At 73.0% G+C, this 21,859-nt stretch carries 16 protein-coding genes and 1 pseudogene; 6 read left to right on the plus strand and 11 right to left on the minus strand.

Annotation, left to right across the window (positions count from 1 at the left end; all coding sequences use genetic code 11):
• Window positions 1–36: 36 nt before the first annotated feature.
• From SNR22_RS11135 to SNR22_RS11145, 3 genes are all read right to left on the minus strand, one after another.
• Window positions 37–1,674, minus strand: a complete 1,638-nt coding sequence (locus tag SNR22_RS11135; protein WP_320066444.1) for an ABC transporter substrate-binding protein — start codon at window positions 1,672–1,674, stop codon at window positions 37–39.
• A gap of 632 nt (window positions 1,675–2,306) precedes the next feature.
• Window positions 2,307–2,993: a response regulator transcription factor gene (locus SNR22_RS11140; RefSeq protein WP_320066445.1), complete on the minus strand. Its 687-nt coding sequence runs from the start codon at window positions 2,991–2,993 to the stop codon at window positions 2,307–2,309.
• A gap of 2 nt (window positions 2,994–2,995) precedes the next feature.
• Complete coding sequence (locus tag SNR22_RS11145; protein ID WP_320066596.1) at window positions 2,996–4,264, minus strand: PspC domain-containing protein; 1,269 nt, start codon at window positions 4,262–4,264, stop codon at window positions 2,996–2,998.
• A gap of 160 nt (window positions 4,265–4,424) precedes the next feature.
• On the opposite strand from SNR22_RS11145, the gene SNR22_RS11150 reads away from it, so the two are divergent.
• The 3 genes and pseudogenes from SNR22_RS11150 to SNR22_RS11160 all read left to right on the plus strand — a co-directional run bounded on the left by SNR22_RS11150 (window position 4,425) and on the right by SNR22_RS11160 (window position 8,558).
• A complete protein-coding gene (locus SNR22_RS11150; protein ID WP_320066446.1) occupies window positions 4,425–6,407 on the plus strand; it encodes a PspC domain-containing protein in 1,983 nt (660 codons plus the stop codon).
• A pseudogene (locus tag SNR22_RS11155) lies at window positions 6,404–6,590 on the plus strand (hypothetical protein); the annotation flags it as partial. The gene SNR22_RS11150 and the pseudogene SNR22_RS11155, both read left to right, overlap by 4 nt.
• A 714-nt stretch (window positions 6,591–7,304) precedes the next feature.
• Window positions 7,305–8,558, plus strand: coding sequence for a phosphatidylserine decarboxylase (locus tag SNR22_RS11160; RefSeq protein WP_320066447.1), 1,254 nt, complete (start codon window positions 7,305–7,307; stop codon window positions 8,556–8,558).
• A 61-nt stretch (window positions 8,559–8,619) separates the two neighbouring features.
• Here the strand turns inward: SNR22_RS11160 and SNR22_RS11165 are convergent, their stop codons facing one another.
• The 3 genes from SNR22_RS11165 to SNR22_RS11175 form a co-directional block, all read right to left on the minus strand.
• Window positions 8,620–9,537, minus strand: coding sequence for a CDP-alcohol phosphatidyltransferase family protein (locus tag SNR22_RS11165; RefSeq protein ID WP_320066448.1), 918 nt, complete (start codon window positions 9,535–9,537; stop codon window positions 8,620–8,622).
• Between the two features lie 343 nt (window positions 9,538–9,880).
• Window positions 9,881–10,783: an NUDIX domain-containing protein gene (locus tag SNR22_RS11170; protein ID WP_320066449.1), complete on the minus strand. Its 903-nt coding sequence runs from the start codon at window positions 10,781–10,783 to the stop codon at window positions 9,881–9,883.
• A gap of 150 nt (window positions 10,784–10,933) precedes the next feature.
• Complete coding sequence (locus SNR22_RS11175) at window positions 10,934–11,881, minus strand: NUDIX hydrolase (protein ID WP_320066450.1); 948 nt, start codon at window positions 11,879–11,881, stop codon at window positions 10,934–10,936.
• 144 nt (window positions 11,882–12,025) lie between these two features.
• Between SNR22_RS11175 and SNR22_RS11180 the strand changes: the two genes are divergently transcribed.
• Entirely contained in the window at window positions 12,026–12,412 is a 387-nt protein-coding gene (locus SNR22_RS11180) for a PspC domain-containing protein (protein WP_320066451.1), read from the plus strand.
• Window positions 12,413–12,428: 16 nt separating this feature from the next.
• On the opposite strand, the gene guaA is transcribed toward SNR22_RS11180, so the two are convergent.
• Together guaA and SNR22_RS11190 are read right to left on the minus strand one after the other, a co-directional pair.
• The gene (guaA, locus tag SNR22_RS11185) at window positions 12,429–13,985 is read right to left on the minus strand and encodes a glutamine-hydrolyzing GMP synthase (protein ID WP_320066452.1); all 1,557 of its coding nucleotides are present in this window, start codon (window positions 13,983–13,985) and stop codon (window positions 12,429–12,431) included.
• Window positions 13,986–14,047: 62 nt separating this feature from the next.
• Window positions 14,048–15,745, minus strand: a complete 1,698-nt coding sequence (locus tag SNR22_RS11190; RefSeq protein WP_320066453.1) for a GMC family oxidoreductase — start codon at window positions 15,743–15,745, stop codon at window positions 14,048–14,050.
• 138 nt (window positions 15,746–15,883) lie between these two features.
• On the opposite strand from SNR22_RS11190, the gene SNR22_RS11195 reads away from it, so the two are divergent.
• Window positions 15,884–17,002, plus strand: coding sequence for an LCP family protein (locus SNR22_RS11195; protein WP_320066454.1), 1,119 nt, complete (start codon window positions 15,884–15,886; stop codon window positions 17,000–17,002).
• A gap of 5 nt (window positions 17,003–17,007) precedes the next feature.
• Here SNR22_RS11195 and SNR22_RS11200 read toward each other — a convergent pair whose 3' ends face one another.
• Complete coding sequence (locus tag SNR22_RS11200) at window positions 17,008–17,856, minus strand: LysR family transcriptional regulator (RefSeq protein ID WP_320066455.1); 849 nt, start codon at window positions 17,854–17,856, stop codon at window positions 17,008–17,010.
• Window positions 17,857–17,994: 138 nt separating this feature from the next.
• Between SNR22_RS11200 and SNR22_RS11205 the strand changes: the two genes are divergently transcribed.
• Window positions 17,995–18,726, plus strand: a complete 732-nt coding sequence (locus tag SNR22_RS11205; protein ID WP_320066456.1) for an SDR family oxidoreductase — start codon at window positions 17,995–17,997, stop codon at window positions 18,724–18,726.
• 23 nt (window positions 18,727–18,749) lie between these two features.
• Here SNR22_RS11205 and SNR22_RS11210 read toward each other — a convergent pair whose 3' ends face one another.
• Entirely contained in the window at window positions 18,750–20,204 is a 1,455-nt protein-coding gene (locus tag SNR22_RS11210) for a M1 family metallopeptidase (RefSeq protein WP_413775622.1), read from the minus strand.
• 117 nt (window positions 20,205–20,321) lie between these two features.
• The gene (locus SNR22_RS11215; protein ID WP_320066458.1) at window positions 20,322–21,719 is read right to left on the minus strand and encodes a M1 family metallopeptidase; all 1,398 of its coding nucleotides are present in this window, start codon (window positions 21,717–21,719) and stop codon (window positions 20,322–20,324) included.
• Window positions 21,720–21,859 lie beyond the last annotated feature (140 nt).

Here is a 21,859-nt window from a genome sequence, read left to right on the forward strand (position 1 = left end):
ATTCGGCGCGCCCGACCCGGGGTCAGACCGTTCGGATCAGAGCTCGACCGAGGTGATGTCGAGTTCGCCGACGTTGTTCAGCTCAAGCTTCTTGATCTTCTCCGAGTGGCCGGACTGCTGACCGTAGAAGTAGACCGGGATGGTCGGGACGTCCTGGTCGACAAGCTCGACCGCCTTGGCGAACAGCTCGTGCGAGGCCTCCAGGCTCGGCGCGGCGCCGGCCTGCTTGGCCAGGTCGTCGACCTGCGGGTTGGTGTAGAGGCCGTCGTTCGAGGAGCCGCCCGTCACGAAGAGCGGGTTGATCCAGTTCTCCACGTCCGGGTAGTCCTGCTGCCAGGCGGCACGGTACGGGCCGGTCATCTTGTGCGCGTTGATGTTCTGGCGGAAGACCGCGAAGGTCGGGACGCCCTCGGCCCGAGCGTTGATGCCCAGGTTGGTCTTGACCTGCTGCGCAACCGCGTCCATCCAGTCCTTGTGGCTGGAGTCGGCGTTGTAGTAGAAGACCATCTCACCCGTGAAGCCACCGGCCTCGGTCAGGAGCCGCTTGGCCTCCGTCGTGTCGAACTTGCAGGCGGTGCAGTTACCCGCCTTGGCACCCGGGGTCAGCGGGTTCGCCCAGCTGTCGGCCGGCTTGCGGGTACCGAAGAAGATCTTGTCAGAGATCTCCTGCCGGTTGATCGACAGCGATACGGCACGACGCAGCTTCGCGTTCTGGTAGCGCTTGTCGTAGATCGGGAACGCGATGAACGCGGTCGTCGGCGTGGTCGTCGAGATGCCCCGCTCGCCGAGGTCCTTCTTCCACTTCTCACCGGCGAGCGCCGAGGTGGGGATCGACTCCAGGAAGTCCAGGTTGTTGGCGAGCACGTCGTTGTACGCGGCGTTCTCGTCCTGGTACAGCTTGACGTCGACGTCCTTGATCTTCATGGAGTCGCTCAGGCTGTAGTCGTCGAAGCGAGTCAGCTTGATGAGGACGTTGTCCTCCCATGACACAAGCTTCACCGGCCCGTTACCGATCGGCTTCTTGCCGAACTCCTCGGACTTCTGGGTGAAGAACACGTCCGGCAGCGGCATGAAGGCGCTGTAGCCGAGCTTGGTCGGGAAGACCGCCGTCGGGGCCGCCAGCGTGACCTCGAAGGTCTGCTCGTCGACGACCTTCAGGCCGGACATCTTCTCGGCCTTCGGCGCCGGAGCCTTCTGCGGGCCCTCGCCGTCCGGGTCCGAGGCGTAGGTGTCCGAGAAGCCCTGGATGTCCGAGAAGAAGGTGCCGTTCTGCGCCGCGTTCGGCGAGTAGGCAGCCCAGTTCCAGGCGTCGACGAAGTTCTTCGACTTCACCTCGGTACCGTCGTGGAACTTGGTACCCTTCTTGATCTTGATCGTGAAGACCTTGGAGTCCGTGGTGTTGATGGACTCCGCCAGCGCGTTGCGCGGGGCCCCACCGTCGTTCGGGTACTCGACCAGGCCGGTCCACAGCCAGTCGATGATCTTGCCACCGCCGGTCTCCGTGGTGTTCGACGGCACCAGCGGGTTCTCCGGCTGGACGCCGTGGACAACGATCGAGCCGTCCTTGCTGGCGGCTGCGTCGCCGTCACCGTCACCGGTCGAGCAACCGCTCGCGACAAGCGCGGCAGCCGCGCTGAGCGCGATTGCGCTCGTCGCCCGCTTCGAGACTCTCATTCCGAGGGGCCTCCTCTTTCTAAGCCTGATTCGTCGTGGGTTTCACGCACGCTTGGGGGTGACACCGCCCGACCACCCCGGGATGGGGGTCGTCGGGTTCACAGGGAAGCTGGGGACACCCCTGATGTTCCGATCCGCCGGGCTCCCCACCGACGAGGCGCGACCCGACGCAGGCGACGCAGCCACAAACTCTCCGCCAAACAGCGGAGGTCGTGGTCGTGGGCCGTACGGGGTGCCGCACACCGGGGGTGAGGTGCTGCAACTGTGACACCTACCGGCCCGTTACGTGAAGGTGCCGTTATCAAGCCGTTAGTTGGCCGCAGTGTTGCCGATACTTGAGAAAAGCTCATCAACCGCCCCGGCCGCACTGCCCTGACCAGGGAATACGCGGCTTAGTTCGACTGCGGGCGGCAGCGCAGACCTGCGGCCCTGTGAGCTTCCACGCCTCGGCTACGACCCTCGCCGACGTCCGCCGCGCGACGGCCGTATCTGCCCGTTCGGATGATGCCAACCTCGGTTGTGATGCCAACCTCGGTTGTGCGGAAAACCAGGGCCGGGCGGGCCAGGGCCGGAGGGGATCCACCTGACCACTTCGGGTGACGTCGGCGGGTGCCAGGCGGACGATGAGTTGATCAGACCAGCCGGCGGTCGGCCGCCCACCGGGACAGCTCGTACCTGTTGGACATCTGGAGCTTGCGCAGCACGTTCGACACATGCGTCTCGACCGTCTTGATCGAGATATAGAGCTCCTTGGCGATCTCCTTGTACGCGTACCCCCGGGCGAGCAGCCGGAGCACCTCGCGCTCCCGGTTGGTCAGCTGGTCCAGCTCCGGGTCGGCCACCGGGGCGTCCGGCCGGGCCGCGAAGGCGTCCAGCACGAACCCGGCCAGCCGAGGGCTGAACACGGCGTCCCCGTCGGCCACCCGACGGACCGCCGCGGCCAACTCGTCCGGGGAGATGGTCTTGGTGACGTAGCCCCGGGCGCCGGCCCGGATCAGGCCGATCACGTCCTCGGCCGCGTCGGAGACGCTCAGCGCCAGGAACCGCACCTGCGGGTGACTCCGGCGCAGCGCCTCCAGCACCGCCCGGCCGCCGCCGTCAGGCATGTGCACGTCCAGCAGCACCACGTCGGGGACGGTGGCGGCGATCCGAGCGACCGCCTCGGCCACCGTGCTGGCCTCACCCACCACCTCGACGTGGGCGCCCAACTCCGCGCGGACCCCCGCCCGGAACATGGCATGGTCGTCAACGAGGAAGACGCGCAACCGCTCGGGGCGGCCCTGGCCCCCCTCGACGGGCCCGATCGACTGCTCGGCCATGGTCAGCTGTCCCTTTCCGCTGTGGACTGGTCGCGGGAGATCGGCAGGATCAACCGCACCTCAGTCCCCTCCCCCAGCTCTGAGCGGATCTCCGCCCGGCCGCCGTGCCGCCTCATCCGTCCGATGATCGACCCCCGGACGCCGTGCCGGTGGTCCTCCACCGTATCGGGGTCGAAGCCCTTGCCCCGATCCCGGACGAAGACGCTCACCTGCTCCGGCTCCACCTCCGCGTAGAGCGAGACGGTCCGCACCCCGGCGTGCCGGGCCGCGTTCACCAGCGCCTCCCGGGCAGCCGCCACCAGCGCACCGACCCGCTCGTCGGTTCCCCGATCGCCCACCACCACCGCCTCCACGGTGATCGCGAAGGTGTCCTCCACCTCGGCCGCCGCCTGCTCCAGGGCCGCCGCGAACCGTTCGGCGGGCGAGGCGGCCGGCTTGTAGAGCCAGTTGCGCAGCGAACGTTCCTGCCCGCGGGCCAGCCGCTGCACGGTCGTGACGTCGGCGGCGTTGCGCTGGATCAGGGCGAGGGTGTGCAGCACCTGGTCGTGCACCATGGCGGCCAGCTCCGCCCGTTCCTGCTCGCGGATGCGTCCCTCGCGCTCCGAGCGGAGCTGGTTGTACGTCCGCCACAGCACCGGGGCCGCCACCACCCCCACGCCGGCCAGCCCCACCAGCGCGAAGATGACGCCGTTGATCACCGCATCGAAGTTTTGCGCCGGCGAGTAGACCGCCGCGACGCCGATGATGCCGACCGCGACCAGCACCCCGCCGCCGATGAACCGCAGCACGAACGCCCGCCGGTCGCTCTCCTCCACCACCGCGCCCAACCACGGCACCGGCATCGCCTCGCCCCACTGCCAGCGGCGCTCCGGCGCGGACTGGTGCCAGATCACCCCGGTGCCTACCGCGATGATCGCGACCAGCCAGCCGGCGGTGCCCGCCGCACCGACGGAGTCGAAGACCATCACCTGCACCAGGAGCACCCCGAACCCGATCGCCACGAACGGCAGTAACTGGCCGAGGTCCCGCCGGGGCGCAACGGCGGCGGTGTCCCCCGGCCGCAGCGGCACGACCGCCCAGAAGGCGGCATAGAGCAGCAGCCCGAGCCCGCTGAGGCCGAGCAGCACCGTGAAGGCGATCCGCACCCGGACGACCGAGATGCCGAGATGGTCGGCGATGCCGGCGGCCACACCGGCGGCCATCCGGTGCTCGGGCGCCCGGTAGAGGCGGGGTGGCTGGTTCACGGTGCTGATCAAGGGCTCCCTGGTCAGGGGTGACAGGCGGACTCCGGAGCTGCGCGGTTCGATCGTCACACGCGGAAGCCGTCCGGGACCACGGGGACGCCCCCGACATCCGGCCCGCCCGATCTCAGGGTGGGGTCAGGGTCGGTTCCTGAGGTGAACCGGCCGGTCGGGGCAGCAGGATCGACCCATGACCGAGGAAGCTGTCCCGTCGCCCCGTCCCGGGGCGGCACCACCGGACGGGCCGCCACCGGCGGGTCCGGCATCCACCACGCCCGCCAGTTGGACCGCGCCGACCACCTTCGGGCCCGCCCGGTTCGCCGGGCCGGAGGAGTCGGGTACGACCGAGGCCCCCACGGGGCCGAGGACGGTCGGCGCGGTCGACGCCGCAGACCTCCCCCCACAGGCCGGGGCGACCGACCAGGCCGGGACGGGAGGCGGGCCGGAGGCGTCCGCGCCGAGCGGCTGGCCGCCGCCGGCTGCCGGCGCCGCCGGGCCACCGCCGGGCGGGCTGGGCCCCGGGTCCGACGGCCCCGGCTGGGGGCCACCGCCGCCCCCGCCGGGGGGATACGCGGCACCGCCGCCCCCGCCGCCCGAGGGCGCCGGCTTCACCTCCCGGTACGGGCTGGTCCGCCCCCGTGAGGGCCGCTACCTGGCCGGCGTGTGCGCCGCGATCGGCCGGGCCACCAACACCGACCCGGTGCTGTGGCGGGTGCTGCTCGCCGTGCTCGGCTTCTTCGGCGGCATCGGCATCCTCGTGTACGTCGCGGCCTGGCTGATCATCCCCGGCGAGGGCGACACCGCCTCCCCGGTCGAGTCCATGCTGGGCCGGGGCCGGTCCAGCATGTCCCCGGTCACCGTGATCGTGCTGAGCATCCTGGTGGCGGTGAGCTTCGGGTACATCGTCACCGACGGGTTCCGGGCGGTGCTGCTCGGCGCGGCGATCCTGGTAGGTGGCGCGCTGCTGCTCAACCGGGCCCCCGGGGCGGTCGGCCGGAGCGCCCCGCCCGACCGGGGACCGTTCCCCGGCCAGCCCGGCCCGGTGCCGTCGGTCGCGTGGCCCACGCCGGGCCTGTTCGCGCCGCCCACCGGCTTCGGGGCCACCCCTCAGACGCCGACGGCCGGCCACTCGGCCCTCGGCCGGCCACTCGGCACGCCGTCGTCGGGGCAGCCCTTCGCAACGCAGGCCCCGGCGGCACCGTTCCCCGGTCAGCCGCTCGCGACGCACGGCTCCGGGGGGCCGTTCCCCGGCCAACAGCCCGGGATGCCGTTCACGGGGCAACCCGCCGGGGCGTCTCTCGCCGATCAGCCGGGGGCCGCGTGGGCCACCGCCCCGGTCCGGCCCCCGGACGAGCCGACCACCGAGTTTCCTGCCTGGCCGCCGGCACCGGGCACGTCGACCGGCCCCCTCCCCCCGGTCGGCGTGTCGATGGCCGGGTACCCGCCGGTCGGCGCGGCCGGCTACCGGCCACCGTTCGCCCCGCACGGCCCGTACGCCAGCGGCCCGCGATCGGCGCCGCCCCCGCCGCCCCCGCCGCCGGTCAAACCGCCGAAACGGCCCCGGGAACGCTCCCCGCTGGGCGCCGTGACCTTCTCGCTGATCTTCCTGGTGCTCGGCGTGGTCGCCGTCCTCGACCTGCTGGACGTCATCCACGTGGGCGCAGCGGCGTATTTCGCGGCGGCCCTGGCCACCATCGGCCTCGGCCTGCTCGTCGGCACCTGGTTCGGCCGGGCGCGGTGGCTGATCGCGTTCGGCCTGATCACCACAGCTGCGCTCGGCATCGCCACGGTGGCGGAGTCCTATGACCGGATCCGTGGGGTGGACGGCGACGTCACCTGGGCCCCCACCGACCGCCGCGACCTGGCCGACCGGTACGAGAACAGCTTCGGCGACGCCGTGCTCGACCTGCGCGGGGTCGACCTCGACAAGCAGGACACCCAGGTGACCGTCGAGGTCAACTTCGGAAAGGCGACCGTGGTGGTGCCGCCGAACGTCGACGTCACCACGATCGCCGACGTCAACGCCGGGGACGCCACGGTCTTCGGCAACCGCTCCGGAGGGCTGGACGGCAAGACCCGGGAGAGCACCGACCTCGGCAGGGACGGCGCCGGCGGCGGGAAACTGCGCCTCTACGTCCACGTCAACGCCGGCAACCTGGAGGTGACCCGATGAAGGCGCACCGTACCGATCTCGTCTCCCTCGCCTTCGGTCTCGTTTTCGTGGCCCTCGCCGCGTGGTGGCTGCTCGCCCAGTTACTCGGCCTGGACCTCCCACCGGTGGGCTGGTTCCTGGCCGGCGGGCTGATCCTGATCGGCCTGCTGGGGCTGGTCGGCGCGTTGCGCTCAGGCCGCAGCGACCGGAACACCGACGCCACCCGGCCGACACCGGAGGAGACCGTGGCCGTCGACCTCGGCGACGGACCGGGCACCGACCGACCAGGAGCCCCGGACACCGGGGGGGCCGGCCTCGCCGACCCGCCGGGCACCGGGGTCAGCCCCGCCCCGGCCGACGAGTGGTCCACCGGGGCGGCCACCGACGGGCACCCTGGGGCCGTCGAGGAGCGGCCGGTCAGCGGCGCAGGTGGAGCGCCCCGCTGGTCGCCGACGGACCCGCTGGACGACGAGGCCGCCGGTGGGTCGCCGTCCGGTCCGGCCACCGAGCGGGTCACCGAGCCGCTGCCCCGGTTGACCGACCCGACCGCCGTCGCGCCGACGGTGGACCCGACGGCGTCGTCCACGCCGGACGCGCCGCTGCGCGGGCCGGGCCGGGCGGACGGCTGACCACGGCGGTGCGGTCGCCCGCGCGGGGCGCATATGCTGGCCGGTGGAGAGCTCGTTTCCGCCGGCTGGCCCACGCCGCGGCCCGTCCGTGGCCACGGCCGACCGGTCGCGGCCCGTCCCTGGTCGAGCCGACCGGTCGCGGTGCCACCCGAGAGCCGAGCCGACCGGTCGCGGCGTCACGCGCGGCCGAGCCACCTGCTCACGGGGCCTCCTCCGCGGCCGACCCGACCGGGTCACCGTGGCGGCCCCACCGCGATTCCGTCTCTACCCCGTCAGGAGCCCGTCCGACATGACCCAGTCCCCCGCCGTGCGCACCTCCGGCCGGCCCGGTCCGGTCCGCATCGGCGAGCGTGCCGCCCGTACCCTGGTCACCGAGCTCGCCCGGCGCAACGACCCGAAGGCCGCCCTGCTGGTCGGCGCGACCCCGGGCTCCGCGGTGCTGGCCGCGGCGATCGACGCCCTGCTGCCCGGCGACACCCTCACCATCGTGCCGGCCACCACGACCGCGCCCACCGAGCTGCGCGAACACGTGACGGCCCAGGGCCGCTGGGTCGCCGACCGGGTACGCGTGGTGGACTCCCTCGCCGAGGTCGACGCGAGCGAGGTAATCATCGCCGCCGAGCCGCTCACCGGCACCGCCGACGAGGCCCGCACCACCATCGACGGCCTGGCCAAGTACCTCGCCGACGGCGCGGTGCTCAGCCTCGCCGCGCCGGCCGCCCCCGGGCGCACCGCCGGCGCCGCGGCCGAGTTGGAACGGCAGGGCGCGCTGCACGGCGTCGGGACCGACCTGGTGCTGCGCAACTCCCCGCCGGTACGGGTGTACCAGCTCCGGTTCACCCCGGCCAGCGCGGCGGTCGCGGCCCGGCTTGCCCCGGCCCACCGGCCGTCCAGCGTCCCGCTGACCCGAAGCATGCACATCGACTCCAACGGCGTGGCGGCGGCCGGGATCACCCTGGGGCTCGCCGCGCTGGCCCGGGTGGTCCGGCCGAAGTCGAAGCTGTGGCTGCTGCCGGCGCTGGCCGCCGCCCCGGTGGCAGCGTTCTTCCGGGACCCGGAGCGGGACGTCCCCGAGGACCCGTCGGCCGTGGTGGCTGCCGCCGACGGGCAGGTGTTGTCGGTGCAGCGGCTGCGCGACGAGCGCTTCGGCGACGGCGAGTGGCTGCGGGTCGCGGTCTTCCTGTCGGTGCTGGACGTGCACGTCAACCGGTCCCCGGTGGCCGGCAAGGTGGTCGACTACTTCGTCGCCGATGGCGGTTTCGTCAACGCTATGAAGCCGGACGCCGAGCACAACGTGGCGGCGTACACGGTGCTGGACACCGAGCACGGCACGGTGGTCGTCGCGCAGCGTACCGGGCTCATCGCCCGGCGGATCGTGCAGCGCGCCCCGATCGGCGCGCTGCTGGCCAGGGGCGAGCGGTTCGGCCTGATCCGGTTCGGCTCACGGACCGACGTCTACCTGCCGGTCGACGCGGCCGACCCGCTGGTCGGACCGGGCGACAAGGTCATCGGCGGGTCCACGGTCATCGCCCGCTGGCGCTGACCCCGGGCACAACAGCAGGGGCGCCGCTTTCGCGGCGCCCCTGCTGTTTTCGTTCGTCGGGTCAGACGGTGCGGCGCTGGTGCAGCCAGAGCAGCGGGCCACTGACCAGGTAACCCATCACGACCAGGGCGAAGGTCAGCCGGACGTCGACCAGCGCGCCGACCACCGGGGCCAGCCACAGCCACGGCGGCAGCTTGACCAGCCGGGCCAGCTTCGCGTAGGGGAAGCTGGAGACCATCGCGACGGCCAGCAGCGCCACCCCGGCGATCTGTACCAGGCCGGGCAGCGGCAGCCCGATGGCGACGGTCAGGGCGAGCACGGCCGCGGCCATCGTGGTCGGCACGCCGCAGAAGAAGCGGCCGTCCTTCGGCGAGACGTTGAACCGGGCGAGCCGGATCGCCGCGCAGGCGGCGACGAGCGCGGCGGCCATCGCGGCTGCGGCGCGCGGTGCCTCGCCGGCGAGCGAGGCGTAGACCACAACCGGGGCGGCGAGGCCGAACGAGCACATGTCGGCCAGCGAGTCCATCTGGGCACCGAACGGACTGGCCACCCCGAGCTTGCGAGCAAGCAGGCCATCGAGCCCGTCGAAGACGACGCAGGCGATGAGGAGGAGCGCGGCAAGGCGCGCCTCACCCTGCATGGCCATGAAGATGGCGTTGATGCCGAGCACCAGGCTGGCCAGGGTACAGGCGTTGACCAGCGCGAACTTGGCCCGGCGGGCCGCCGTCCGCTCGCCCGGCAACAGCGGGATCGACATCGACGCCGCGTCATCGACCGGGGTGCTGGGGGCGAGCGCCGGACTCACCGGCACGATCGCCTGGAAGTCGGCGCGCTCGTACCGGTCGACGCCGTACCGACGGCGCTGCCGGTCGAGGTAGCGGTGCTCGGGTGAGGCCAGATCGCCGCCGGTGGCGGTGCCCTCGCGGCGACCCACCCGGACGAGCAGGACCTGACGGGCGAACGTGCTGCTGCGGCGCAACCGGCCCGCCCAGCGACGCCCTGCGGGGCGCGGACTGTCAGTCGTACGACGCCGGCGCCATGGGGCTCTCGGCACGTTTCCTCCATCACCGAATCGGCTGGCCGCCACGGGGGCGGGCGTCCGGCTATCTCGTGCCGGACCGCTGCTGGCCCGGCAGCCGTTCAAGCGGAGTACACCATTACATAGGGGACTGGGACTTGGCGATAGCTGCCGGTGATACCTACATCTCCGTCAAACCGCGCGAACCGCCTCTTCATTCCCGTCTCGGGCTTCATCGCCCGTTTCTCGTCAACCCTGCCTACAGACTACCGGAGTCCGTCGATGACGGCCGGGCGGGCGGGTGCTATGCGGTCTGATGTCCGATTGCCAGCGCCGCGACCTCGGTCATCAGGAGCCCCTGGAGCTGGTCGGGGAAAAACCAGGCCGCCTCCGCCGTCGATCCGCCGGCCGGCTCGGTGACCCGCGCCTCGGTCGGGTGGTCCACCACCACCCGGTAGACCACCCGAACCCCGTGCCAGTCCAGCGGCCGGCCCTCCGGCCCTTGCGCGGCGGGACTGTGCAGGTTGTGCACCATCAGCAGGTCGGCCACCCGACCGAGCTGGCCCGCCTCCTCGACCAGTTCGCGGAGCAGCCCGGTGGCCGGCTGCTCTCCGTGGTCGGTGCCGCCGCCGGGCAGGTGCCACCGGCCAGCACCCGGGTAGCCGTCCGCGATCAGCGTGAGCAGCACCCGCCCGGACGGGTCGGTGACCAGGCCGTACGCCGCGAAGCGCTGCCGCCGGCCGATCGACAGCGGCGGGTACGGCGAGCGGGACACGACGGGACGCGACGGGGTGACCGGCAGCCCGAGCGCCTCGGCGGTGAACGGCATCAGCGGCAGCCCGGTCGCCTCGTCGAGGCTCACCCAGCGCACCAGGTCGGTGGTGCCGTCGGTCTCGTTCCGCAGCGCGCCGCCGGTCGCCTCCACGGCGAAGACGATCCGGTCGGTGTGCACCGCGACACCCACGTCGGGCAGCGCGATGACGTCCGCGACAGCGGCGACCGGCCCGGCCGTCGCGACGGCGAGCCCGGTCTGGTCGGCGAACTCCCGCACGACGTGCGCCTCGGGTTCTTCCCCATGCCCCAGCCCACCTCCGGGCAGCTGCCACACCCCCGGGAAGTCGGCCAGCTCGGCCCCCCGCACGAGCAACACCCGCCCATCCCGATCCCGGCAGACCCCGTACGCCCCCACCCGCCGCCGCCGCTCCACACCCCCGCCCTCTCTCCCTCTCCCGCACCCAGGTACCCGTCGATCATGAAGTTATCGCCCACCGCCCCGGCGTGTCGCGACAATAACCTCATGATCAACGCTGCTCACCCCGGGTGGGGGTGGGGGTGGGGGTGGGGGTCAGGGTGGGGGTCAGGTCAGGTGGGCGGCTTGGACGGCTTCGGCGGTGACCTCGGTGAGGCGGTCGGCGGGGAGGGCGCCGAGCTCGTCGCGGGCGAACCAGCGGGCCTCGCAGGTGGAGCCGCCGACGTCCGTCACGGTGGGCGGGGCGGGCTGGTCGACCGCCACCCGGTAGAAGGCACGTACGCCGTGCCAGTCGATTGGGTAACCCTCCGGGCCGAGCGAGGCGGCGTCACGGTGGCTGGCCACGCCGAGCAGCTCGATCAGCCGGCCCCGCTGACCGGTCTCCTCGACCAGCTCCCGGATCAGCGCCGCGCCCGGCTGCTCGCCGTAGTCGGTGCCCCCGCCGGGCAGGTGCCAGCAGCCGGCCCCCGGGTACCCGTCGGAGACCCGGGTCAGCAGCACCCGGCCCTCCGGGTCGGTGGCCACCGCGTACGCGGCGAAGCGCTGGGCCCGGTGCAGCCCGTCCGGGCCGGGAACCGCGTAGAAGGAGGGGAACTCCGGGGCCTCGTCGGGCACCACGTCGGCCGAGGAGGTGGGCAGGCCGAGGGCCCGCGCGGTGAACGCGCGCAGCGGCAGCTCACGTGCCTCGGTGAGGGTGAACCAGCGGACCAGGTCGGTGGGTCGGTCGACCCGGTCGGCCAGCGTGCCACCGCGCACCGAGACCTGGTAGATGAGCCGGTCGGTGTGGATGGTGATGCCCCGCTCGGGCAGGGCCCGCATGTCCGCCAGGACGTCGGCCAGGCCGGCGACGGCGACCGAGAGCCCGGTCTCGGCGGCGGTCTCCCGGACGACGGTGTGGAACGGGTCCTCGCCGTGGTCGACCGCACCGCCGGGGAGGGACCAGGCGCCAGGGGTACCGGAGCGCTCCGATGCGCGAACCAGCAACACCCGGCCGACTGAATCAGCACAAACTGCGTATGCCGCGATCCTGCGGAGCGGCTCCAGCATGGTGGTCACGGGGGGAAATTCTCCCCGGCCAGCGTTACGCGAATCGAAAAGAGTCAGATTCCTGACTGAAGACTGGATCATCAGGGATCGGCCAGGGTAAGGATCGGGGCCCTCACCGAGGTCGGCGCGTCGCCCGACGCGGACCGTGGAGACATGACCTCGACACAGTCACACCAGCCCCCGTACAAGCAGCTCCGCCGCCCCACCACCGACCGGATGGTCGCCGGGGTGGCCAGCGGCCTCGGCCGCTACTTCGCCGTCGACCCCACCCTGGTCCGGGTCGCCTTCGCCGTCGTGGCCCTGCTCACCGGCGGGGTCGCCGCCCTCGCGTACCCGATCATGTGGTTCCTGATGCCGGAGGAGCCGACCGGCGCCCCGGCCTGGCCGCACCCGGCGGAGAACGCGACGCCCGGCCCGGCACCGGCGGCACCCACCCCGGGGTACGCCTCGGCGCCGTCCTACCCGCCGGCCGCCCCCCACACCGGCCCGGCCGACCAGCCCACCCAGGGCATGGGGTCGGTGCCGCCGACGGCCGGCTGAGCCGACCGGGGCGGGATCACTCCCACTCGATGGTGCCCGGCGGCTTGCTGGTGACGTCCAGGACCACCCGGTTCACCTCGGCCACCTCGTTGGTGATCCGGGTGGAGATCCGGGCGACGACCTCGTACGGCAGCCGGGACCAGTCGGCGGTCATCGCGTCCTCGCTGGAGACGGGGCGCAGCACCACGGGATGCCCGTAGCTGCGCCCGTCGCCCTGCACACCGACGCTGCGCACGTCGGCCAGCAGCACCACCGGGAACTGCCAGACCCCCCGGTCCAGACCGGCGGCGGTCAGCTCCTCACGGGCGATCAGGTCGGCCTGGCGCAGCAGGTCGAGCCGCTCCCGGTCGACCGCGCCGATGATCCGGATGGCCAGGCCGGGGCCCGGGAACGGGTGCCGCCAGACCATCGCCTCGGGCAGCCCCAGCTGGAGCCCGAGCGCCCGGACCTCGTCCTTGAAGAGCGTGCGCAGCGGCTCGACCAGGGCGAACTTCAGGTCCTCCGGGAGGCCGCCGACGTTGTGGTGACTCTTGATGTTGGCGGTGCCGGTGCCGCCGCCGGACTCCACCACGTCCGGGTAGAGGGTGCCCTGCACCAGGAACTCGACGTCGCCGTGCGAGGCGATCTCGCGGGCTGCGGCCTCGAAGACCCGGATGAACTCCCGACCGATGATCTTGCGCTTCTGCTCCGGGTCGATCACCCCGGCCAGCGCGCCGAGGAACCGGTCGGTCGCGTCGACGACCTTGAGCTTGATGCCGGTGGCGGCGACGTAGTCCTTCTCCACCTGCTCGGCCTCCCCGGCCCGCAGCAGCCCGTGGTCGACGAAGACGCAGGTGAGCTGGTCGCCGACCGCCTTGTGCACCAGGGCGGCGGCAACGGCCGAGTCCACCCCGCCGGAGAGGCCGCAGATGACCTCCTTGTCGCCGACCTGGGCACGGATCCGGGCCACCTGCTCGTCGATGATGTTCTCGGGCGTCCAGGTCGGCTCGATGCCGGCGATGTCGTAGAGGAAGCGGGTCAGCATCTCCTGGCCGTGCGCGGTGTGCCCCACCTCCGGGTGGAACTGGACGCCGGCGCGGCGGCCGGCCAGGTCCTCGAACGCGGCGACCGGAGCGCCCGCCGACTCGGCGGTCACCGTGAAGCCGGCCGGGGCCTCGGTGACACAGTCGCCGTGGCTCATCCAGACCGGCAGGTCGGCCGGCAGATCACGGAGCAGCACACCGGGCTCGAGGAGGCGAGGGCGCAGCGGGGTGCCGCCGTACTCCCGGTTACCGGTCCTCGCCACGGTGCCACCGAGCGCCTGGGCCATCGCCTGGAAGCCGTAGCAGATGCCGAAGACCGGGACGCCGGCGGTGAACATCCCCGCGTCGATCTGCGGGGCATCGGTGGCGTAGACGCTGGACGGGCCGCCGGAGAGGATGATCGCGGCCGGGTTCTTCGCCAGCATCTCGGCCACCGGCATCGAGTGCGGCACGACCTCCGAATAGACCTTCGCCTCACGCACCCGGCGCGCGATGAGCTGGGCGTACTGGGCTCCGAAGTCCACGACGAGGACGGGACGAGGCGTGCTCATGGGCAGGAAGCCTACCGACAGTCACACCGGCTCCGGGCGGCGGCCGGCCACTCCCAGTTCCCTCACCCCCGCAGGGCGCCGGGCGCGTCCGCCGGCACGGCCGGGTGGGCCGGCGGCACCGGGTCGAGGCGCAGGTACGGCTCCCCGAGCGGCGGGCGCGGGTCGGCCTCGCCCTTGTTGGGCCAGAAGGACATCGCCCGTTCGGCCTGGGCGGTGATGGTCAACGACGGGTTCACCCCGAGGTTAGCCGAGACGGCCGCCCCGTCCACCACGTGCAGGCCCGGGTGCCCGTACACCCGGTGGTAAGGGTCGATCACCCCGTCGGCGGGGGTGGCGCCGATCACCGCCCCGCCGAGGATGTGCGCGGTCACCGGGATGTTGAACGGCTCGGTGAGCGACCCGCCCGGCGTGCCGTCGATCTCCTCGGCGAGCAGCCGGGCCGCCGTGTTGCCGGCGGGGATCCAGGTCGGGTTGGGCGCGCCGTGGCCGGGGCCGGAGACCATCCGCCGGCCGAACAGGCCGCGCCGCCAGCGGGTGGTCAGCGAGTTGTCGGCCGACTGCATCACCAACGCGATGATGGTCCGCTCCGACCAGTTGCGGACGGTGAGCATCCGGGCGGCGGTCCCGGGTTGCCGCAGCAGGGTGGCCACCCAGCGACGGATCCGGTGCGGGCCGCCGTCGACCAGCAGCGACTGGAGCAGCCCCATGGCGTTGGAGCCCCGCCCGTAGCGGACCGGCTCGATGTGGGTCTGCGGGTCGGGGTGGAAGGAGCCGGTGATCGCCACCCCCTCGGTGAAGTCCAGCCCCTCGGCCCGGGCCCGTCCCGGCGGCACGGACGCGCCGAGGATCGCCTCGGAGTTCGTCCGGGTCAGCTCGCCGACGCGCGGCGACAGGGCGGGCAGCGCCCCGGTGGCCCGCATCTCGTGCAGCAGCCGCTGGGTGCCGAGCGCACCGGCCGCGAAGACCACCTCGTCGGCGTGGAACACCTGGCGACGGTTACGCAGCCAGGCCCCGGTGCGGACCGTCTCGACCCGGTAGCCGCCGCCGGCTGCCGGGCGGACGGCGGTGACCGTGGTCAGCGGGTGCACCTGCACGCCGAGCCGCTCGGCCAGCCACAGGTAGTTCTTGACCAGGGTGTTCTTCGCCCCGTGCCGGCAGCCGGTCATGCACGCGCCGCAGTGCGTGCAGCCGGTGCGCTCCGGGCCCGCCCCGCCGAAGTACGGGTCGGCGACCCGCTCCCCCGGCCGGCCGATGTGCACCCCCACCGGGGTGGAGTGGTAGGTGTGCCCGACCCCCATCCGGTCGGCCACCGCCCGCATCGCCCGGTCCGCCCGGGTGTGCACCGGGTACGTGGTGACGCCGAGCATCCGCTTCGCCTGGTCGTAGTGGCGGGCCAGCTCGGCCCGCCAGTCGGTGATGTCGCGCCACTGCCGGTCGCCGTAGAACGCGTCGAGGGGCTCGTAGAGGGTGTTCGCGTAGACCAGTGAGCCGCCGCCCACCCCGGCGCCGGAGAGCACCAGCACCCCGCCGCCGGCCTTCCGGCCGGCGGACCGCAGCAGGGTGATGCGTTGCAGGCCGTAGCAGCCGAGTTTCGGCGCCCAGAGGAACCGGCGCAGCCGCCACGAGGTCTCGGGGAACTCCTCGTCGGTGAAGCGCCGCCCGGCCTCCAGGACGCCCACCGAGTAGCCCTTCTCGGCCAGTCGGAGCGCGGTGACGCTGCCGCCGAAGCCGGACCCTATGACGAGGACCTCGTACCGCATCAACGCATCATTACCGACGGGTAGCTATCGCGCCACTGCCCGTTTTCGCGCGATCATGCACAACGCCGCCGGCGATCCGTCGTCACGCGGCCGCAACCCGACGCCTCGGTCGGGGCGTTGTACGGGCGGGGGTGCGACATGACCGGACAGGCGGAGACTCCACGCCGGAGATGGCGACCGGGGCTGGCCGTCCTCGTGGCGGCCGTCCTCGTGGCGGCCGGCGCGACGGTCGGCATCCGACTGACCGCCGACCGGCAGCCCCAGCGCGAGGCCACGCCGGCCACCGCCGCGCCCACGCCGTCCACCGCCGCGCCGAGCCCCACGCCTCCGCCGGGGGCGGACGTGACCGGCCCGCTGAACCTGCTCCTGGTCGGCGTGGACACCCGGGTCAGCGTGCCCGGCTGGGAGCCGCACGGCGACGCCGTGCTGGTGGCGCACGTGACGAAGGAGCTGGACCAGGCGTACGTCTTCTCACTCCCCCGCGACCTGCTGGTCGACATCCCGGCCTTCACCAAGGCCGGATACTCCGGCGGCAAGACCAAGCTCACCCACGCGATGAGCTACGGCAGCCGGGTGCCCGGCAAGCCGAAACAGCCGAGCACCGCCCAGGGATACGAGCTGCTGCGCAGCACGGTCAGCGGGTACACCGGACTGCGCATCGACGCCGGGGCGGCGGTCACCTTCCAGGGTTTCGAGAAGCTGGTCAACGCGGTCGGCGGGGTCGACATCTACATCGACCAGCGAACCGTCTCGCTGCACCGGCGGCCGGACGGCCGGCACCGCGACCCGGCACCGGGCGGCAACGGCTACGTCGGGCCGCAGATGGTGTACGAGAAGGGCGAGCGGCACCTCTCCGGTTGGCAGGCGCTGGACTACGCCCGGCAGCGCTACGGCCTGGACGGCGGGGACTACGCCCGGCAACGCCACCAGCAACAGCTGATCCGGGCGCTGATGCGCAAGATTCAGGGGGAGGGCCTGTCCCGGCAGCCGGACCGGGTCGAGGAGATCGTCGGCGCGCTGGGCGACACCCTCAGCTATGCGGGCGGGCCTCGGATCGTCGACCTCGCGTACGCCCTCGGTGGGCTGCCGGCCGACCGCCTCGTCCTGGTCGGCCTGCCCGGCGAGGGGGTCGGCAAGGGCAGCGCCTACCGCGGCGAGCAGCTCAAGCCGGTCGGCCGGGAGTTCCTCACCGCGCTGAAGAAGGGCCGCGCCGAGGAGTACCTGGCCGCCCACCCCGAGCTGGTGGTGAAGAACTAGCCCGGCTAGAGCCGGGTCGCGGTCCGGATCAGCTCGGCGAGGGGCCGGGACCGGCTGTGCGGCGGCCACGCGATCACCGTCGTCACCGTGGGCGCATCCAGCACCGGCACGACGGCGAGGTCAGGGCGCAGCTGGAACCGGCACGACTCGGGCAGGACCGCCGACGCCCGGCCGAGCGCGATCAACTGGTACAGCTGCGCGGGGTCGCGAACCTGCGGACCGGGGCCGTCCGGGTACGTGCCGTCTCGGTCTGGCCAGCGCGGCAGCGGCAGGCCGGGAATGTCCGTGACGTCGGCCATCCGCAGGTGGGCCCGGCTGGTGAGGGGATGCCCGGCCGGCAGGATCACCACCTGCCGCTCCGTGCACAGCTCCTCGGTGTCGAACCCGGCGATCGAGTCGAACGGCCGATGCAGCAGCGCCACGTCCGCTCGCCCGTCGCGCAGCAGCCGCTCCTGCTCGCCGATCCCACACAGGTGCACCTCGACGGCGACCGCACCGGGTTCGGCGGCGTATGCGTCGAGCAGCTTCGCCAGCAGTTCGCTGGACGCTCCGGCCTTGGTGACGAGGACCAGGCCGGAATGGCCGGTCACGGCGAGGGCAGCACGGCGGGTACGGCGGTCGGCGGCGGCGACCGCGTCGAGGGCCGCCCGGCCCTCGACCAGCAGCACCGAGCCGGCCTCGGTCAGCGCGACGGTACGGCTGGTGCGTTCCAACAGCGCCACCCCGAGCCGCCGTTCGAGCTGCCCGATCGCCCGCGACAGCGGCGGCTGCGCGATCCCGAGCCGCTGCGCGGCCCGGCCGAAGTGCAGCTCCTCGGCGACGGCGACGAAGTACCGCAGCTCCCGCGTCTCCATGCCTCCACGGTACGCGCGCAACGGCCCGTGCCACGCCGGCCGGAGCGGCGCACGAGACCCAGGGTCGATACCCGGAAGGTATCGCTGCCCACCCAAACGGTGTTGGCCGCCCTGCCGGACACGGACAGGATCGACTGCATGAGCGAACAGACAATCGCGCTGATCACCGGCGCCAACAAGGGAATCGGGTACGAGATCGCGGCCGGCCTGGGCGCCCTCGGCTGGAGCGTCGGCGTCGGCGCCCGGGACGAGCAGCGCCGGGAAACCGCCGTGGCGAAGCTGCGCGCGGCCGGCATCGACGCGTTCGGCGTGCCGCTGGACGTGACCGACGACGCGAGCGTGACCGCCGCCGCCGGACTGGTCGAGGAGCGTGCCGGCCGCCTCGACGTGCTGGTCAACAACGCCGGCGTGACCGGTAGCGCACCGCAGCTGCCCACCACGGTCGACCTCGCGGTCGTGCGGACCGTCGTGGAGACCAACGTGATCGGCGTCATCCGCGTCACCAACGCCATGCTGCCGCTGCTGCGCCGTTCGGCGTCGCCGCGGATCGTGAACATGTCCAGCGGCGTCGGCTCCCTCACCCGGCAGTCCACCTCCACCGACGAGCTCTCGACCGGCCCGGTGGCCGTCGCCTACTCGCCGTCGAAGACGTTCCTCAACGCCGTCACCGTCCAGTACGCCAAGGAGCTGCGCGACACGAACATCCTGATCAACGCCGGCTGCCCCGGCTTCGTCGCCACCGACCTCAACGGCTTCCGGGGCATCCGCACCCCCGAACAGGGCGCGGCGATCGCGATCCGGCTCGCGACCCTGCCCGACGACGGCCCCACCGGCGGATTCTTCGAGGACGCCGGGGTGGTGCCCTGGTGACGGCGGGTCGGCGCGACCCCGCCTCAGCGGGCCGCGGGTCGCGCCGGCCGCTCGGTGCCGTACAGCCAGGCGTCGAAGAGCGCGTCGAGCTGCCGGCCGGAGACCCGCTCGGCGAGGGCGACGAACTCCGCGGTGGTGGCGTTGCCGTCGCGCTTGTCGGCCGCCCAGGTCCGCAGCAGCTCGAAGAACACCCGGTCGCCGACGGTGGTACGCAGCGCGTGCACGGTCATCGCCCCGCGCTGGTACACCGACTCGCTGAACAGGTTCGCCGCGCCCGGCCGCCCGGGCGGGGTCCGCCAGACCTCACCGGACGAGCCGGCGTACACCATGTCGAACGACTGCCGCACGGTCCGCCCGCTGCGGTGCTCCTCCCAGAGCCACTCCGCGTACGTGGCCATCCCCTCGTTGAGCCAGATGTCCTGCCACCTCGCCAACGCGACGCTGTTGCCGAACCACTGGTGGGCCAGCTCGTGGGCGACCACCCCGGTGTTCTCGCCCCTACGGAAGAAGGTGGCCGAGTAGACGGGGCGGCTCTGCGTCTCCAGCGCGTAGCCGATGCCCGGCTCGGAGACGACCACCCCGCCGTACGCGTCGAACGGGTACGGCCCGAAGACGCCCTCCAGGTAGTCGGCCACCTCGATGGTGCGGGCGACCGAGGCGTCCCCGGCGCCCTTCGGCAGCTTCGTGGTGACGGCGCTGAACACCGGCCGCCCCTTGTGCTCGCCACGGGTCACCCGGAACTTGCCGATCGCCACCGCGCTCAGGTAGCTGGCCATGGGCGAACGCTCGGCCCACTTCCAGGTGGTCCAGCCGGCGCGGGTGCTATTGCCCACCGGCACCCCGTTGCTGACGGCGGTCAACCCCTCCGGCACGGTGATCTCGAAGTCGTAAGCGGCCTTGTCGGAGGGGTGGTCGTTGACCGGGAACCAGGTGCTCGCCGATTCAGGCTGGCCGAGGGCCACCGCGCCGTCGGAGGTGTGCCGAAAGCCGCCCTCGCCGAGGTCCTCGTTGCGCAGCGGCTCCGGCGTGCCGTCGTAGCCGATCTCGGCGGTGAAGCCGTTGCCGGAGGTCAACCCGGCGGCGGGGGTGACGACCAGTTCGCCGTCGGCGTGGGCGTGCCGGGCTGGTGCGCCGTCCACAGTCACCGCGCGCACGGTCAGCCCGACCAGGTCCAGGTTGAACGAGGAGAGGTCCACGGTGGCGGTGGCCTGCACGGTGGTGGTGCCGGAGAGCCGGTCCTTCGCCGGGTCGTACCGAACCTTGACCGTGTACCGGGTGACGTCGTACCCGGCGTTGCCGTACCCGGGAAAATACGCGTCGCCCACCCCGGCCCCGCCGGGCTTGAACTGCCGCGAGGGGGTCGGCGACGGGGTGGCCCGCTGCCCGGACGGCTCGGGGGCGGCCGAGGAGCAGGCGGCCGGCCCGAGCACCACTGCCAGCAGCAGCCCGGTGCCGAGGCGCAGCCCTCGCAGGCGCAGCGTCATCACGTCGTCCCTCCCGGGGCGGAAACCTCTGGCCCGTCGGCCCCCGGCCGGTCCGCTCCGCCCGCGGCAGCCTACCGAGCGTGCGCCACCCGGCGGTCACGCAGGGTGGGATCAGGGCAGGGCGGGGGCGGCGCCGCCGACGAGCCAGGCGTCGAAGAGCGCGTCGAGCTGCCGGCCGGAGACCCGCTCGGCGAGGGCGACGAAGTCGGCGGTGGTGGCGTTGCCGCCGCGCCGCTCGGCCGTCCAGACGCGCAGGGCCCGGAAGAAGACCTCGTCGCCGACGGTACGCCGCAGCGCGTGCACCGCCAGCGCGCCCCGCTGGTAGACGGCGTCGCCGAACATGTCCGCCCGGCCCGGGTCGACCGACGGCCGGGACCAGTCGGTCGCCGCGTACCGCAGCTCGAAGGCGCGTTGCGCGGTCCGGCCGCCGTCGTGCTCGGCCCAGAGCCATTCGGCGTACGTCGCGAAGCCCTCGTTGAGCCAGATGTCGCTCCACCGGGTCAACGAGACGCTGTCGCCGAACCACTGATGGGCCAGCTCGTGGGCGACCACAGCGGTGTCCGGCCGGCCCGAGCGGAAGAAGCCCGGCCCGTAGACCGGCCGGGACTGCGTCTCCAACGCGTACGAGACGCGGTCGTCGGCGAGGGCGATCCCGCCGTACGAGTCGAACGGGTACGGCCCGATTCGATCGGCGAGGAAGTCGACGATCTCCCCGGTGCGGGCGATCGAGGCGGCGGCCGGCCCGTCCGACGGAAGTCCCGCCGCGACGGCGGTGACCATCGGCTTGCCGGCGTGGGTGCTCGTGGTGACCCGGTAGTCGCCGATCACCAGCGTGCAGAGGTAGCTGGCCATCGGCGCCCGCTCGGCCCAGCGCCACGTGGTCCAGCCGCCGCTGCCGCTTCGCCCCGCCGGGACCCCGTTGCTGAGCGCGGCGAGGCCGTCGGGGACGGTCACCTCGACGTCATAGGTGGCCTTGTCGGAGGGGTGGTCGTTGACCGGGAACCAGGTGGCCGCCGAGTCGGGCTGGCCGAGGGCCACCGCGCCGTCGGCCGTGGCGAGGAAGCCGCCAACGCCCAGCTCGCTTCCGACCGGCACGGGCACCCCGGCGTACTCGACGTCAACCGCGAACCGGGCACCCCTCGCCAGCCCGCGTGCCGGGGTGACCACCAGTTCGCCGCCGTCGCGGGTGTGCCGGGCCGGGGTTCCGTCGACGCGGACCGTGGAGACGGTGAGGCCGCTGAGGTCGAGGTTGAAGCGGGACAGGGCGGCGGTCGCCGTGGCGGTGACCGTGGCGTGCCCGGTGAGCCGGTCGTCGGCCGGGTCGTAGCGAACGCGCAGCCGGTACCCGGCCACGTCGTAGCCACCGTTGCCGTGCCCGGGGACATACGGGTCGCCGACGTCAACCGCGCCGCGGCGCGGACGGTCGGGGTCCGAGGGCGCCCCCGGGCATCCACCGAGGACACCCAAGGCAGCCACGGCGAGGCCCCCGGCCAGCAGCGGCCGCCCCACCCAACCCCTGCGAACCCCCCCACGCGCAACTCCCCGGACCACCCACCCCACCACTCGAAACACCCTCCACCCCACCCCGCACCCCTCCACCCCACCCCACCCCGCTCTCCCACCCGCCTTATTCACGGAAAGAGTGGTTA

Origin of the sequence: Micromonospora sp. RTGN7 (assembly GCF_033804645.1) — a bacterium.
Classification (GTDB): Bacteria; Actinomycetota; Actinomycetes; order Mycobacteriales; family Micromonosporaceae; genus Micromonospora.